Origin of the sequence: uncultured Novosphingobium sp. (genome assembly GCF_964277725.1) — a bacterium.
GTDB classification, from domain to species: Bacteria; Pseudomonadota; Alphaproteobacteria; order Sphingomonadales; family Sphingomonadaceae; genus Novosphingobium; species Novosphingobium fluoreni.
This window is the reverse complement of record NZ_CAXYKL010000100.1, coordinates 1-15,606: the sequence shown is the minus strand read 5'-3', so window position 1 is coordinate 15,606 and position 15,606 is coordinate 1. Positions and strand designations below refer to the sequence as shown.

Here is a 15,606-nt window from a genome sequence, read left to right as displayed (position 1 = left end):
ACATGTCCCACAGAGGCGCGACCAGGCCATAGACGTTGCCGTCATGCTCCACGCATTCGCCAACAGCCAGCACGCGCGGGTCGCTGGTGACCATGTGATCGTCCACCACGATGCCCCGGTTGACCGTCAGCCCGGCCTCGCGCGCCAAGGCCGTGGCGGGGCGGATGCCGACGGCCATGACCACCAGGCTGGCGGGGATTTCGCGACCGTCCTTCAGGCGAACGCCTTCGACTTTGCCGTCGCCATAGATTTCGGCGGTGTTGGCGCCGGTCAGGATCGTCTGGCCGCGCGCTTCCAGTGCGGACTTGAGCAGCCAGCCCGCCGCCTCGTCCAGCTGGCGCTCCATCAGCGTGTCCATCAGGTGGATCACGGTAACTTTCATGCCGCGCAGGGTCAGGCCGTGCGCCGCCTCCAGGCCCAGCAGGCCACCGCCGATCACCACGGCATCGCCGCCCGCGCCGGCTACCGCCAGCATGGTGTCGACATCCTTCATGTCGCGGAAGGTGATGACGCCGGGCAGGTCCTTGCCGGGGACGGGGATGACGAAGGGATCGGAGCCGGTGGCGATCAGCAGCCGGTCATAGCGCACTTTGCGCCCGCTTTGGGCGGTGACGGTCTGGCTCACGCGATCGATGGCGGTGACCGGATCGGAGACGATCAGGTCGATCGCGTTGTCGTCATACCAGGCGCGCGGGTTGATGACAATTTCGTCAAAGGTCTTCTCGCCCGCCAGCACCGGGGAGAGCATGATCCGGTTGTAGTTCACGTGCGGTTCGGCACCGAAAATGGTGACGCGATAACGCCCGCCGTCGCGGGCCAGCAGTTCCTCCACCGCGCGGCAGCCGGCCATGCCGTTGCCTACCACAACAAGGTGTTCCCTGCTGTCCGCGAAGGTGGCGGGGGTCTCTTCCAGACCCTCTGCCTGCCTCTCATCCCTCAGCTGAAAATCCATTCCCGGCCCTTTCGGAACAAAAAAAAAGGCCGCCATCCGGACCCTCGGGCGTGGAGCCCGAAAGTCTGAATGGCGGCCTTGCCATCATTTGCGCGTCAGCGGCCCGTCAGTGGGCCGCATCGGCTATGGTTGGAAGGACAACTCTGCCCTCTTGCAGTGCAGCATATGGTGATTCGCACCATCGCTCAAGCATGAAATATCAAAGCGCCCAATCGGCCTGCAGCCACACTTTCCGGGTGTTCGTGGCCAATGCCTTCGCCTTGTAATCGGCGTAGCGGACGGACAGCGTGGTCTTGTGGACTTTGGCCGAAGCCAGCAGGTTCCACTCCGTGCCGTAACGCTGGTTCAGCCGGTCGCTGTCGAAGCGATGCCAAGTGGCCTGTAGCGTCACCGCCGAAAGCGCACCCCACTTGGCCATGCCGTAGCCCCCGCCGAAATACAGATCGCGCACGCCGTTGGCAGGCGTCGTCAGCAGCTTGTCGGCCCAGCCCTGGAACTTGAAATTGGTCCCCAGCGGCGTCTGAAAGCTGGTGAGCGCCCGGCCTCTGTCCGCGCCCAGCACTTCGTAGCCGGCGTTCAGCTTCCAGCCGCGAATGTCCAGCAGCGCGTCTGCCAGCCAATAGTCGGCGCGGTAATCGTTGGGGTTGCGGTGATAGTCGGACTGGCGGGCGTGGCTCAGCTGGTAGGACAGCTTCACCGCCTTTGACAGTGGCTGCGTGCCCGCCAGGCGCAGGCCGTAAGTCTGACTGGACAGGCGAAAGCCTTGCGCCGCCGCCTCGTCCTGATCGACCAGATAGGCAAAGCCGGTCAACGTGCCCACGGGCGTAACGTAGGACACGTTGGCGAACACGTTGTCGCCGCTGACTGCCTGCTGGCGCACGCCGCGCCCTTCGAAACCCCAAATGGTCCGCACGCTCCATGCGTAGGCGACATCCAGCTTCAACCCTTTCAGCGGAGTCAGCTCGGCGCGCACCGCGTCAAACGTCTGGGCGTTATCGCGAAAGGCGACATTGCCGACGAAGCGCTCATCATCCAGCGCGATCTTCTGGCGGCCTCCGGTCAGGGTCAGCGCCCTGGACTTGTATTGCACCTGCGCGAGATAAAGCGCGATATTCTGCGGATCGGCTATCAGCGGGCGGTTGGCGGGGCCGTTGAGGCCGTCATAGTATTTGCCCACGATCGCCAGATTGCCTTGTCCCACCACGGTGGCGGAGATCGCGCCGCTGCTGGCGCTCACCCCGGCGCGGATGCGGGCGGTCACGGCGTCGCTGGTGTCGATCGGTAGCCCGTCCTGCTCGGCATGTTCATACCGCAGGCGCGCTTCGGCAATGGGCTTCAACGCGATCTGCTGGGCACAAGCGGGCCCGGCGACGGCCAGGGCGGCCGCCGGAACGATCAGTATCTTCATGATGGAAACGCCCCCCTCAGGACGAACAGGCGTTCAAGACTGGAAAGCGGCGGTCCCTGTATCCCGCCGCTTTCGTTACGTCAGCTCAGATGCGTGCGTCGGTGCTCCAGCGGGTGCGCCACTTGCCGCGCACCATGCCAAGCCCCAGCAGGGCGGCGACGGCCAGCGCGGCGAAGATGAGGAAGCCGGGGGCGAAGCTGCCGGTCAACTGCTTGGCAAAGCCGAGCGAGCTGGCGAGGTAAAACCCGCCGATACCGCCCGCCATGCCGACCAGGCCGGTCATCACCCCTATCTCCGCCTGGAAGCGCTGCGGCACCAGCTGAAAGACCGAGCCGTTGCCGACGCCCAGCGCCAGCATCGCCAGCACGAACAGACCCAGCGCCGCGGGCAGGGTGGTGGCAAAGCCGACCCCGGCCAAGGCCGCTGCCGCCACGGCATAGACCACCATCAATGCGCTGGACCCGCCGATCTTGTCCGCCAGCGCACCGCCCATCGGCCGCACCAGCGATCCGGCGAAAACGCAGGCGGCGGTGCAGTATCCCGCCGTGATCGGCGTCAGGCCGAACTGGTCGGTGAAGTAGATCGGCAAGCTGGCCGCCAGCCCCACGAAGCCGCCGAACGTCACGGCGTAGAACGCCATCAGCCACCAGGCATCGGCCTGCCTCAGTGGCTGGAAGTAATCGACCATGCGCTTGGGGGCTGGGGCGTTCGGCGCGTCCTTGGCCATGATCATGTAGGCGACGAAGACGATGCTGAGCGGGATGCAGGCCAGGCCCAGCACCGCGTTCCAGCCGAACAGCTTGGCCAGAACCGGCGCGAACAGCGAGGCGAGCACGGTGCCCGAATTGCCCATCCCGGCCAGGCCCATCGCCTTGCCTTGATGCTCGGGCGGATACCACCGGCTGGCCAGCGGCAGGGCAATCGCAAAGCTCGCACCCGCAAAGCCCAGGATCACGCCCAGCGCCAGCGTACCGGCAAAGCTGCTGACGCCCATGCTCCAGGCCACGAACAGACCCACGATCACGATGACTTGGCTGATCGCGCCCGATAGCTTGGGGCCGATCCGATCCACCAACAGCCCGTTGACGACACGCAGAAACGCGCCGGCCAGCGTCGGTGTCGCCACCATCAGGCCCTTCTGTGCCGGGGTCAGTGCCAATGCGGCCGAGATCGCGGGCGCCAGCGGCCCCAACAGGACCCAGACCATGAAGGCCAGGTCGAAGTATAGAAACGCCGCGATCAGGGTCGGCGTGTGGCCGACCTTCCAGAAGCTGTTGGTCGGCGCGGCCTTCTCGGCCTGCGCGTCCCGATCCCAATAAGCAGTTGCCATGAAACGTCCCCCAAAAAGACGATGGACACGAAAAAAGCCGCAGCCCGGACGGCGCTCTATAGCGTGTCCGGTCAGCGGCTTTGCTGCGATCAGTGGAGGATGAACGGCCCCGCCATTGGGACGGCGCATCCAAGTTCAGCGCGCTTCATCGCGCGGCTGCCATCGTTATCTCGCGATTCGCGTCATGCTGCAAGGCACAAAATTTCGCGCCGACTCAACGCTGCGGTGCAAAATCGGCCAAGTAGTCGTCGATCCGCTCGGGATCGAAGACTCGCCCGTCGAAGAAGCGATCCGGGCCCAGCGTCAATTCGCGCTGGCGTGAACCCACAGACAGCGGCGTCGTCACCGCGCCTTCCACCTTCATGCTCGCGCCGGGCATCGGCACGTCGCTATCCGCCAGCGCGCGGCGATAGATGTCTGGCCTGAAGACCGATCCCGCCTTGGCGGCGAGGCTGTCGTCGCGCTCGACCATGCCCCAGCGAACCAGCTGCGAATAGATCCACAGCGCCTGGCTGCGCCATGGGAACGGCGTGGCCTCACGGCTGAACAGCACGAAGTCCGGATTGGCGATCGCAGGTTCGCCAGGCCGCGCCACGATCTGTCCGCTCAGCGCGCGGCGGATCAGGTCTGCGGGTTGATCGACATAGCGCGGATCGGCCAGCAGATCGGCCAGTGCGGCATGGTTTTCCGGATCGTCACACCAGGCCGCAGCCTTCGCCAGGGCGCGCAACAGGCGATCCGTAGTGTCGGGGTTTTCCTCCAGCCAGACCTCGCGAAAGGCCAGGACCTTTTCCACGCCGCGCCGCCAGATGCGCTCACCGATGGCAACGGCTTCGGCCAGCCCTGCCTCCACAGCCGCGCTGCCCCAGGGTTCGCCGGCGATGAACCCGTCGATCTCCCCCGCGCCCAGCGCCTCCACCGTTAACGAGGGCGGCAATACGCGCAGCACCACGTCCCGATCGGGATCGATGCCAGCGCTCGCCAGCCAATAGCGCAGCATCAGCGCATGGCTGGAAAAGCGGTGGACCACGCCGATCACCGGCTTGCGCCGCCACAGCCCGATCGCGGCGGCAAAATCGTGCGCGGTGCCCAGCGGATCGGCCAGGCGGGCCGGCAGATCCTGTTCCAGCGCCTTGGCGAAGTCCGTCGCCATGACCAGCATGTTACCGTTCACGCCCAGCTTGTAAGGCGCGGCCAGAGCAGCGGGCTGCTGGCTCAATCCCAACGTCACCGCCAGAGCCAGCGGGGCCAGCATCTGCGCCGCATGGACCTGGCCGAACACCAGCCGGTCGCGCAATGTCGCCCAACTGGTGGTGCGGATCAACTCCAGCGACAGGCCTTCCGCTTCGGCGAACCCGCACTCGTGCGCGGCCACCAGCACCGCGGCATCGTTAAGCGCCAGGAAGGCGATCTTGAGGTGCGTCGTCATAGTCCCCCTCCCAGCAGGTCACTGGCGGTGATCAGCGCCTGCGCCACGTCGACGATTTTCTTGCCCTGGTTCATCGCGCTGCTGCGAAGCAGGGCGTAGGCCTCCTGCTCGGACAAGCTGCGCTGGTTCATCAGGATGGACTTGGCGCGATCAATCACCTTGCGATCCGACAGGGCGGTGCGCGCCTCGTCCAATTCGGCCTGGATGCGGGCAAAGGCGTTGAAGCGTCGCACCGCCAGTTCCAGCACCGGCTTTACCCGCTCCTTGCGCAAGCCATCCACGACGTAGGCGGAAACCCCCGCATCGATCGCCGCGCCGATCATCGCCTCGTCGGACTGGTCCACGAACATCGCGATCGGCCGCGCAAGGGCACGGCTGACGCTCAGCATTTCCTCCAGCGTATCGCGACTGGGACTGCCCAGGTCCATCAGCACGACATCGGGCGCCATCCGCTCCAGCCGCGCGACGAAGGCGCCGTGCGGGGGGACAATATGAATGTCATCGTACCCCGCCTCGCGCAGGCCCTCATCCAGGACCGTCGCCCGCAGACCGCTATCATCGATAATGACAATCCGCATCGGTGCCCCTTCACCCACGCTATAGCAGAAGAATGCTGCACTGCGTCAATACGGGATGCCTGGGCAGGGTTAGGCCCAAATGGCCAGGATAAGGCGGGATCGTTGGCCGGGTGATCCTTTAAATGTCAGCGCGAACATCGTCGAAAAGGCGGGCTTGTCCGAATGTTCGCGTAAGAGCGCTGCGCGCTTGAAGGTACCGTGGGGAGCGGGGCGGCTCATACCTTAGCTGCTGGCGAAGTCGCTTCGCACCCGCTTCCGGCTGAGTGAGACGCAAGTAAGAGTAGGTATGCCGCCGGCTCATGGCTGGCGCAAGATCGCGCTATCTACCCATCACCCTGCATTGCGGCTTTCCGAACGCGCGGCACGCAGCAGCGCACCCAAACGTCGATCAAAATCTTCGTCCGAGAATGACTTCAGCCCGGCATCCGGCGTAAAGGTAAACTCGCCGAAATAGACGGCATCCTCCAGGATGTATAAGTCTATGCGGACGACGTCGAATGGGGCCGATAGATTTCGGCAAATCTCTATCATCTTACTGTGCAGGGAGGGTTTAGGGAAACTCCGCGTTCCTCTGGGGTAAGTATACACCACGTCCAGCGGCTCCCAATCTACCGCCGAATACAATTGACGCTTGTGGCCTCTAAAGCGATCGTAATCGATCTGGCAAATCACCGGTTCGCCGCCGATGCAAAGGAACTTGTAGTCCTCAGGAACGGTATCGTTGCCGGATACCAACATCTGCTCAATGATCAGGTTAGGAACCAAGCCATGGTACTGCCGCTCCCGGGCGATCGGGAAGAAGTCCTTGCGAGCGTGATCAAGGTATCGCTCTAGATCAGGCTGGTCTCCATTCAGAAAATAGATGCCGCCATTGGAGTGGGCAGGTTTCATCACCAGGCTCTTGCCCAGATATGGGCCAATGCGTGAAAGCAATGCGCTGGCATCTTTAACCTCGGCGACTTGGATGGTCTCCAGCGTTTCAGGAGCCAAGACCCTTGGGTCCAACGAGCGGGCGATGTCTTTGGCCAGCCCCTTGTCGCAACACCGATGATGTAGATCGTCCCACCGCTGATGTTTGCGCCAAAAGAAGTAGTCCATCACACCCGATTCGGGATTAGAAGGATTTCGTGGCAGTCGCCCCCGCTCGGCGATGAAATCGCCCACTGTAAACAGCGCGTCGACCGCCCCCTGCGGTCCCACCGCAGGGCTGGCAAGACCCACTAGCCGACTGGCTCTCCTGAGAAGCGCACTAGCGATAGGATACACTGGCTTCCCCTTTGAAGGATGCAAAAAGAGCCCGAAGGTCAGTCCACTGGAAGAGAAAGCCGACCGAGGCGATCGAGAGAAAAGCCGCGAACTTGGCAACTAGTCGGCTCGTGGCTGACGCATCTGCCAGCGCGGCGTTGAGAACCAGCGCGGACAGCGCAATGGCCGCTCCGACAACCATTGGAGGCGCGAGGGCGGTGGCAAACTTCAAAGAGCGTTCGCCAAGCTTTTGATAGCCAAGCCATAGAAGCGCTATGCCAAATACGATGCTATAAACAGCATAGATCGACACCATGACTTCGATATCAAAGAAAATCGTTGAGATCAGGAATATCGCGGAAAGAATGATCGTATTCACCAGTCCGATGTAGAAATTAAGGCGGAGCTGGTTCTGGCTTATCAAGATCGTTCCGCAAAACGATCCCAGGACTTGCGCGATGCAAGACACGCTCAAGGCCTGGACAAGAAACGGCAGGGAGCGCCAACTGCGGCTGAGGAACAGCGCCGTCACTTCTGGCACGATGGCGGCGGCCAGGCTCACCGTTGGCACTATGACCCACAGCGTCAAAAGCATGGTGCCGTTCAAGGCGTTGATCTGTTCCTCGGGCCTGTGCAACCTTCGCAAGATAGAAAGCAGGACCGCGCCGAAAGGCCAGGCGGCGGCCTGCAACGGCACCAGAATGATCTGATAGGCTAGGGCATAAGCTCCCAGAACCGAACTGCCCAGATACGCGCCTACCAGGATGTTGTCCAAGTTGCGGTTGCAATAGACTTGCAGGTTTTGCAGCGTAATCCATTTTCCGTCAGCGTATATTTGCGCGAGGTGGATATTTCGTCCGCGAAATGAGACTTTTGCTATGGCGTTGAAAAGAGCGCAACGCAGCAAGGCCTGGATGATCGACAAGGCGAAAAGCGACCATATTCCTGCCCCGAGGAGTGCAGCCCCAATCGATACCGCGCTTGCGACCGATAAGGCTCCGATCTCGATCTTCGCGATCATCCCATAGTCGAGATGGCGTTCCAGCACAGCGCGTGGCACCGCTCCCGTCAGTCCGAGAAACGGGACCACCGCCATCAGGCGAAGCGCTCCGGGGAAGCGGGGGTCGGCAACGAACCGCTCGGCAGCGAACGATCCGGCAAAGAGAACCATGCATGAGCACAGCCCGACGATGATCGCCAAGCGGTGTAGCGATGAAATCATTGAGGGCTCGATGGTCTTGGGGCGCACCACCAACGGCCCAAACCCTGCGTCAAATAGAATTGTCGTCAGGATCGTGAAGGGCAAGGTAAAGGCATAGAGGCCATAATCAGCCGAATTCAGAAACGTAGTCAGGTAAAGGATCGTCAGGAATTGTAATATCGTGCGAGAAACACCCGAAATCGCGCTAGATGTTAACGCCCGGATCATCATTCCTCTTTCATTTATCCCTCAGCCCCATGCGACGGTAGATTATCGCACATGAGGGAGAGGCATGCGCCGATAACGGCCTCAGCGTTTCGTTCGACGGTCAGCAAAAGACAAGCAAGGCCGCGTCGATAATGGCGCTATTCGGCAGAACGGTGCCGAGGCGGCTGTGATGCTCGCCATCAGGGCAATCTAGCGCGCCTAGCAGAAAGCTGATCATCCCGGACGATGTGATCGAGGCAAGCCGAGGCCAACGGGCCGTGGGTCTCAACCAATCCAGACTGACATCCCGGCAGCATTGGCGGATTTGCCACGCGTTAGGATGACACCGCCGATGGTGCGTCGTGGAGGATAATTGCTGGTACCACCGTGGCTTGGGCGGCGCTCCCGAACCCGAAATGATAGTCTGAAAGCGCCGCTGGCGGAGACGCAGGAATGCAATTTCGTTTGATATAACAGGATATCTTCGCCTGCGATATGAGAAGCCGTAAATATAGCCGTAAATTAGCGCGTGTTCTCCAGCGATTGTTGGTGAATTACCACGATCCTCCTCCCAATTTCCATAGACGGTTCGACCCGCTGAACCGCACCGGCGCGACCTGCAAGTAATTGGGCCTAGCACGTGTCTGCGTAGTGTTAGGCGATAGGCAAGCGCGCTCGCATAAATGGTGAGTCCGAGATCCTACGAATTCCGGCTGCCGAGCTCTTCACCAAGCGTCCACGTGACAATCGTTTTGATCCGCACGAGCTGAGGTCCGGCGGTCGCAACTAGGTGATAGTAGCGGAAATATCCGCCAGCATCCTTTGCAAAATATTCGGCAATCCGCGGCATGAAGTCGAGTTTCGCCGTAAAGAGCAGCGTCATGCCTACAAAAATTAACCTGCGGCATCAAACGATCTGCGGCTTTCAAGTAGGCCGCCCACTTTTAGACCGACCAGTCGAGCCATTCGAAATCGTCTTTTGGTCGGGGCCAGACCCGCAGCTCTTGTATCCCATGGCCTTCGTATGACGCTTACTAAATTAGCGTCAGAGCGTAGTGCCGCAGTTACACGCAGGTGGTGGATCAAGGCTAGCGTTGATTTTGCTTGTCTTAATCGTGGTATAGACGCCTTCGCAACATTCTCGTGGCAATGTCAGCCCTTAAAGGCGTTTCGATCAAGGCGCCCCGGGCCGGGATCGCTTTCATGTCTTCCAGCAGATCCTGGGTCGAATAAGAAGTCGGATCAATGGCGGTGCCATCGATACGCACAAGCTCGACGGGAATGCCATCGACTTCTATGGCGTAGCGCAAGTACGGGAGCGATAGATCTTTGCAACGGCTTGGCAGAGAGGTGTGCGTTTTTTTTCGTGCAGAGCACCGTCGGCACGAGCCAGCAAAAGACTAAACGCTTGCGGGCAAGTTCAAAGTTTCCAGCTTCGATCGCCATAAGCACCATGGATTTGATCTGTGAGACGGGAATGGGGTGTTCCCGGTCCGTGAGCATCAGCTCGCTCTGACCCCGTCGCTCGACGAAGAAATGCTCAGCTACGTTCTTTTTTGTCCACGGCAAAAGGTGCTGGTTTCGGATCAGATCTGCGACAGCCTCGCGTTGCATGCGGCGGATGACCCCGCTGAAATCGATGTGGTGATCTGTCCTCTCTCCCAAGTGCTTAAAGAAAAGCAAATCGGACGAGAGCTTGGCTGGCATGTATAGGCTCGCCCAAGAGTCTATGTTGACGCCGTGCCACCCCCGACGCGGCCATGCGTCCCAGGACTTAGGATAGCACGACAGTCGTTTTGAGCACCGCAAGTTCGAAATATCGACCATGATCTCTTCCATACGACCCTGATGCATCCAAGAGCCAATGGCAAATTTAAAGCTGACAAGGCCGGTTTCGTGACCTGGCTGCTTTTGCAGCGTCTCATGTACCTAGCCTGATTCAGGCGTTCTATCCGGGTAAACTCCGGTAGATAAAAGGTTATTGCGTCTTCCAATCGCGCGCGAGTGCATGCCCCCCTTTATGGGAAATCGCGTTAGCGCCGGGTGGGGAGGATTGCCTCACCTTGTCTCGATGTTGAGAATGTCAGGTGCGATCTCATGCACATCCGGGTATTTCCCGGATGGACCCGGCATCTCACATCGCCGATCTCGTACGCGAGTTTTCCGGGGAAGCACCCTGGCCACGAGGCGACCCGAGGATCCTTCACAACGTGAAGGGCCTTTTCCTCAACCGGCGGGAGCAATCCGCTTCCGCCGGCTTTTCGCAACAGGGATTGCGCGCCGCTCTGTCGTAGACGACGCACTTAGCCTTTGGGCACCTGTTCCCCAACTGTCACAAGCTCAGGCGCGATAGCAGCACGCGTCTCGCTGGCGCGATGGGGAGGGCAGGGCGGTGTCTCGCTTGCCGCCTCCCGGGCGCTCTCCTTTCTGCTGTGGCGCTATCGCTTGCGCCAAGGGCGACCCTTGTATCGCACGATCTTTTTACCGCAGCGCTTGCAAGATGCGATATAGCAGGTGCCTTCCCATCGGATTGCGCTGCGTGTGGGGCGGTGCCGATTGATCATGCACATAAGCTTCGTGATCACGGTTTGCTTGGCTTTGTTTACTCTCGGGTCTCGGGCATCGTTCATGGCACCGGGTGACCTAGCGTGGGTCACGCCATCGCCTCACTTGCCCCGAGCCTTATATAGCTGCGCAAGCATTGGTAGAGGCCGGGGCGGATTTGATCGTTCACCGGAATGCTCTCGTCGCAGTTTGCAATACGACCGAATTTTATGTGGCATCCTTCATGGAACAGCATTTTGTCGAGTAAATAGCGCTGGAAGAACGCGTCAGGAATGGCAGGATCGGAAAGCGGGCCGGGCACGGTCCGCAGTAGGCTGGTCACTACTTCGGCGGCCTCGATGAAGTCAGCTCGGGTCATTTCACCGGCCAGGATGCGGCGGCATTCCGCATGGTAGGAGACATAGTCTTGTGCACTCGCATACCAGTCTTGGGCATTTTGCAGGGCCATGCCGCTCAGCGGGTGCTGCTGGCGCGAGAGAATTGCCTGCCAAGATAGCTCCTGCCGGATATGCACCTCAGCGGCAGGAAACACGAGCTGGGCCAGTTTGCTGGCAGCGGTCATACAGACTATTTCGCGATCCTGTAAGCGGCGCAGGGCATGCCCTAGTGACGGAATATCGCGACCGGGAAGGAACGCGGTGGTCGCCCGCAAATTGTTGATCAGGTTGGCGACAGCTTCGTAATCCCACCCGCCGGCAAGCTTCAAGGTTTCCAGGAACAGGCGGGCGATCCCAGCGCTGACTGGCGCTGCTGAAGGTGCGAATGTTCTTATCCAGTACTGGTCGGTGCGATGGTTCCCGATCACCGTCTTATCGGGACCTGCACACCAGCGCACGGTATCTTCCATGCCGGCATTGAGGAAGCGACGACGGTGTCGGGCAAGAAACCAGGTCATAGTAGGATCCTGCTGGAAAAGCGCAAAGAGATGAGCACGGCTTGCTGAAAAACCATGCGGATGATCGGACGAAAGTGGCCACCGAGAGAGTTTGACGCTCGCCGGCCAAGGTGTGGTCGCGGGCTAATGGCTCCGCGATCTTCGGGTTGCGTTAGCTACCGCAGTGCGTCGAGGGGCGCTTGCTCTTTGAGGCCGATGGGCACCGCTGCCTCCATCGCGCCGTCTGTCCCGCTCTTGGTGCTTAGCCTCCTTCCACGATCTGCCTATAGTTAAGTGTCCATGGATGGTCGCGGGGTCGATCCGGGTATTTCCCGGTGTTCCAAAAAGTTAAAACACTGGAGGATCCCAGGTATCGCTGCTTTGGGTTCAAGCTTCACCTCGGCTGAGCGCTACAAGTTGGGCTAGGCCATTGGTGCGCGTCTTGGTAACGATCGCAGCGCGATGATCCTCAACTGTGCGGATCGAGATGGCAAGACGATCGGCGATCTCCTTGTTCGAGTGGCCGAGCACGAGCAATTCGTACACTTCCCGCTCTCGCCGGGTGAAGCTGGCGATTACCGCATGGATGCGCCGCTCGCGCATTGACCATGCCAATCCCTCCAGCACAGCCGCCACCAGTCGTGGTTCGGCGATCGGCTTTTCCAGATAGTCGAGACCGCCATGCCGTCGCACGGCATCTACGGCATGGGCGGTCGTCGGCCACGCCGTCATAAAGACGAACGCAACCCCGGGGTCATGCCGGCGAAGATCTTCTGCAAAGGAGAAGCCGTCGATCTCGCCCATCTGGATATCGCTGACGATGCAGGCGAACGGCGAGGCCGTGTGGGCGGCAAGCAGGAGTTCGGGCGCACAGAAGGCAGCCGTGTGGTGTCCGTGCCGGATCAGTAGTCGCGCGATGCTCTGTGCAAGATCCGCGTCATCGTCCAACACGGCGACGGTTGCGATAGGGGACGATTGAGTCATGGCAGCGGTCCGGCAAGAGGCAGGGATATAACGAAACGGGCGAGATCGCCCATATCGTCGCGGATCAGCGTGCCGCCATGCGCTTCGACGATGGTGCGCACAATGATGAGGCCGATCCCCATTCCGCTATGCGTGCTCATGCCCATATCACCGGCAAGCCTGATTTCATCCAGGACGTTCGTGACGTTGATTTCCACGCAATTGCCAGAGCGTTTGGCGCGAAGCCTAACGCTCTTATGCGGGGAGGCGGCGATGGCGTTGCGCAACAGATTGACCAAGGCCTGCGTCAATTCGATCTCCTGCGCCTCAACCATAAGGTCAGGAGAAGGGTCGATGAGCTCAAGATGGCAATTTTGGGCGCGCAGCTCAGGTGCCACGATTTGGCGAGCGGCTTCCATTAGAACCCCGACCGATAAGATCGTAGTCTCTGCCCTGTCGCGGCCTCCAAAGCGGCGTAGCGTTCGCACCAGTTCGGCTAGGATCTGTGCTTTGCGATCAACCAGTTCAACACTCTGGACGATGTCGGGCCCAAGGCCGCTGGTGACATCGCGCAGGTGGGCGGCTTCGATGGCGAGGGTGGAGAGTGGCTGGCTGATCTCGTGAATCACCGCGACCGACATGCCACGCAAGGTCTTCAAGCGTTCGGCCTGGAACAGCATTCGGTTACGCCGCTCCAGCTGCTTTTTGGCCGTAGCTTGCGCATCTGCGAAACTACCTGCCAGCCAGGTGACAAGGACAACAGCAGCAATCCCCAAGTGCAATTCAAGCCGGGCATCGTCCGTGAGATTGCCGGCCGAGTATGGCAGGAACAGCAGCATCTCGATAAGAATGGCAAACCACGCCGATGTGCGTCCACGACGCAAGCCGATCCAGGCACCAGCAAGCAGCATTGGCATTGGCTGTACGCCAAGGCCAGCTCGCCAAAGGAGATGGGTGAGCAGTAGACAGGCGGCCATGACCAACAGATCCTCGAACAGCGCGCGCACAGCGAGGCTCGCCCGTCGCGGCATGCTGGGTTGGCTGATGGCGTCGGCCACCCAGAGCAGCGCTGGTGCAAGCACTAGCACTCCGAGTAGATCGCCTACGGCAAGGCCCGTGAGCGAGATGACGATGTCGGCCATGATGTTATGAGGCAGTGCCGATCTTGGCAGCAATACTTCCATCGGCAGGACCAGCAGTGCATTGAGTGCCGGTCCGGCAACGGCAGCCATGCCAAAGGGCATCGGCGGCAGCGTGAGGGGGCCAGAGGCACGCCGCGCTATCCACTGAGCACCGGCAACGGCAATGCCGCAGCCCAGCGCCGGACGGCATACGCCCAGCGCATCGCCCAGAAGAGTAAGGTCGCTTAATGGTAGTGTCCCGGTAGCAAGGTCTGCGGCGAGCTCGGTCACCATCAGCCACGGCGTCATGCGCGGTCCGCAGCGCCATAGGACGGCAAAGCGCAGGCCTGCCGCAGGGTACCACAGCGAGAAGAACGCTGCCCCAGACCATGGACGCGCTGCCCGATGCAGGCAAGCAAAGCCAAGCCCGTAGAGCACGAGCAAAGCAACTAGCCTGTGCCATGGACGATAAGTGCTTGTTGACCGTGGTATCATTGGGGGCGGGAAGGTAGGCGCAACCATAATCCCGCATTGGCGCTTTCAAGCCTTCGGCGGTACCCGTTTTTATTCACCATGTAGTTGCGGACGGTCCTCTTCAAGCGCCTTCATCGTAGAAAGCATGTGCTGGATGGCCTCTACCGGCAAGGGGGCGGTGTCGCTGGTCCTAAGAACGAACCGCGGCCCCCCCAGATCGTACTCGATAAGCAAATCCATTTTGAAGGCGCTCAACTCCGCATCCCTGCGGCAATGCTCCGACGAGAAAGTTATCAGTGGTCGCTGGGTGCCATTATCGACGACATAGAAATACGTGAGTGGCAGCATGGCATAATGCTGAGGGCGCCAGGCCTACGAGTATATCCGGGTAAAGCCCGGAGATGCCGATCCCCCAAAAACACTCAAGGGGGGAGGTGCGAGAGCGCTGATGGTCAGAGCTCATCGGCGCGCCTTAATTTGCCATTTCACGACAAGCGGTCCGGTTGGCGATCGTAAATCTGCCGGCGAGAGTGCTCTTAACCCGATAGCGGCCGTTCAGCAGCAGAGAGGCTAGCGCCGAACGTCGCACAACTTTTCGGTGAAAGGCATAGGACGCGCAACCGCTCACGGTGATGGCTACCCAAAACTCCGCCCAGGGGCCCCATGCAACCAGACCTAACGCCGCCCGTGCAGCGTATATAAATGGCAGGTGCAGGACGTACATCGTGAACGAGGCATCGGATACGTTGTTCACGATGGGGGGAACCTGCCTGATAGACAGGGATGAGCGGATGATCAGTGCGGCCGCAGCCGGGGGACAGAACGCTGCGCCAAAGTTCGTCAGGGGGATCTCTATCGCCGCCGGATCGACGATTACAGTTAGCTGAGATATAAGAAGATACCAGAGCACGTACGCAGTTCCAATCATCACCAGCACTGCACTCGGCAAACGGGTGCTGCCAGTGATCTCCGAAAGCAGTGAGGCTGAGCGAGACATGGCAAAGCCGAGTAGAAACAATGGCGCATAACCGACGATAAGCCGCCATTGCATCGCTGACAGCACCCAATCGGGGGGTGCGAACCGCGCGACCGCGTGGCTTGTTACCGTCATCAACAGAGCCGTCAGGCTAGCGACAATGACGAGTAGGCGCATCTGCCAGCCAGAGCCGCGATCGATCAGATGATCAAGTCGGGTAAAAACGCCATGACGCCTATCCAGGTGATGCGCGCCGAAACCCAGGACGCTGTAGAGCATGAGG

Annotated in this window: 14 protein-coding genes; all 14 read right to left on the bottom strand. The window is 60.5% G+C overall.

Annotated features, from left to right (window positions below; all coding sequences use genetic code 11):
• The coding region (locus tag ACHWRX_RS05910) for an NAD(P)/FAD-dependent oxidoreductase (RefSeq protein ID WP_394658466.1) at positions 1 to 952 on the bottom strand (952 nt) is incomplete at its 3' end.
• 199 nt (positions 953 to 1,151) lie between these two features.
• Positions 1,152 to 2,360, bottom strand: coding sequence for a hypothetical protein (locus ACHWRX_RS05905; protein WP_394658465.1), 1,209 nt, complete (start codon positions 2,358 to 2,360; stop codon positions 1,152 to 1,154).
• 85 nt (positions 2,361 to 2,445) lie between these two features.
• Complete coding sequence (locus tag ACHWRX_RS05900; RefSeq protein WP_394658464.1) at positions 2,446 to 3,690, bottom strand: nitrate/nitrite transporter; 1,245 nt, start codon at positions 3,688 to 3,690, stop codon at positions 2,446 to 2,448.
• Positions 3,691 to 3,904: 214 nt separating this feature from the next.
• Positions 3,905 to 5,119: an ABC transporter substrate-binding protein gene (locus ACHWRX_RS05895; RefSeq protein ID WP_288418325.1), complete on the bottom strand. Its 1,215-nt coding sequence runs from the start codon at positions 5,117 to 5,119 to the stop codon at positions 3,905 to 3,907.
• Entirely contained in the window at positions 5,116 to 5,697 is a 582-nt protein-coding gene (locus ACHWRX_RS05890; RefSeq protein ID WP_058735086.1) for an ANTAR domain-containing response regulator, read from the bottom strand. Before ACHWRX_RS05890 ends, ACHWRX_RS05895 begins: the two co-directional genes overlap by 4 nt.
• Positions 5,698 to 6,027: 330 nt before the next feature.
• Complete coding sequence (locus ACHWRX_RS05885; RefSeq protein ID WP_394658463.1) at positions 6,028 to 6,918, bottom strand: ATP-grasp fold amidoligase family protein; 891 nt, start codon at positions 6,916 to 6,918, stop codon at positions 6,028 to 6,030.
• A 28-nt stretch (positions 6,919 to 6,946) separates the two neighbouring features.
• Positions 6,947 to 8,374 carry an oligosaccharide flippase family protein gene (locus ACHWRX_RS05880; protein ID WP_394658462.1) on the bottom strand — a complete coding sequence of 476 codons (1,428 nt, stop codon included), beginning with the start codon at positions 8,372 to 8,374 and terminating at the stop codon, positions 6,947 to 6,949.
• A gap of 676 nt (positions 8,375 to 9,050) precedes the next feature.
• Positions 9,051 to 9,233 carry a hypothetical protein gene (locus ACHWRX_RS05875; RefSeq protein WP_394658461.1) on the bottom strand — a complete coding sequence of 61 codons (183 nt, stop codon included), beginning with the start codon at positions 9,231 to 9,233 and terminating at the stop codon, positions 9,051 to 9,053.
• 359 nt (positions 9,234 to 9,592) lie between these two features.
• A complete protein-coding gene (locus ACHWRX_RS05870) occupies positions 9,593 to 10,057 on the bottom strand; it encodes a hypothetical protein (protein WP_394658460.1) in 465 nt (154 codons plus the stop codon).
• Between the two features lie 946 nt (positions 10,058 to 11,003).
• Positions 11,004 to 11,810 carry a hypothetical protein gene (locus ACHWRX_RS05865; protein WP_394658459.1) on the bottom strand — a complete coding sequence of 269 codons (807 nt, stop codon included), beginning with the start codon at positions 11,808 to 11,810 and terminating at the stop codon, positions 11,004 to 11,006.
• 366 nt (positions 11,811 to 12,176) lie between these two features.
• Positions 12,177 to 12,773, bottom strand: coding sequence for a response regulator transcription factor (locus ACHWRX_RS05860; RefSeq protein WP_394658458.1), 597 nt, complete (start codon positions 12,771 to 12,773; stop codon positions 12,177 to 12,179).
• Positions 12,770 to 14,182: a sensor histidine kinase gene (locus ACHWRX_RS05855; RefSeq protein WP_394658457.1), complete on the bottom strand. Its 1,413-nt coding sequence runs from the start codon at positions 14,180 to 14,182 to the stop codon at positions 12,770 to 12,772. Before ACHWRX_RS05855 ends, ACHWRX_RS05860 begins: the two co-directional genes overlap by 4 nt.
• A gap of 255 nt (positions 14,183 to 14,437) precedes the next feature.
• Complete coding sequence (locus ACHWRX_RS05850) at positions 14,438 to 14,695, bottom strand: hypothetical protein (protein WP_394658456.1); 258 nt, start codon at positions 14,693 to 14,695, stop codon at positions 14,438 to 14,440.
• A 124-nt stretch (positions 14,696 to 14,819) separates the two neighbouring features.
• Positions 14,820 to 15,606 (bottom strand): acyltransferase family protein (locus tag ACHWRX_RS05845; RefSeq protein ID WP_394658455.1); only part of this gene is annotated, 787 nt, incomplete at its 5' end.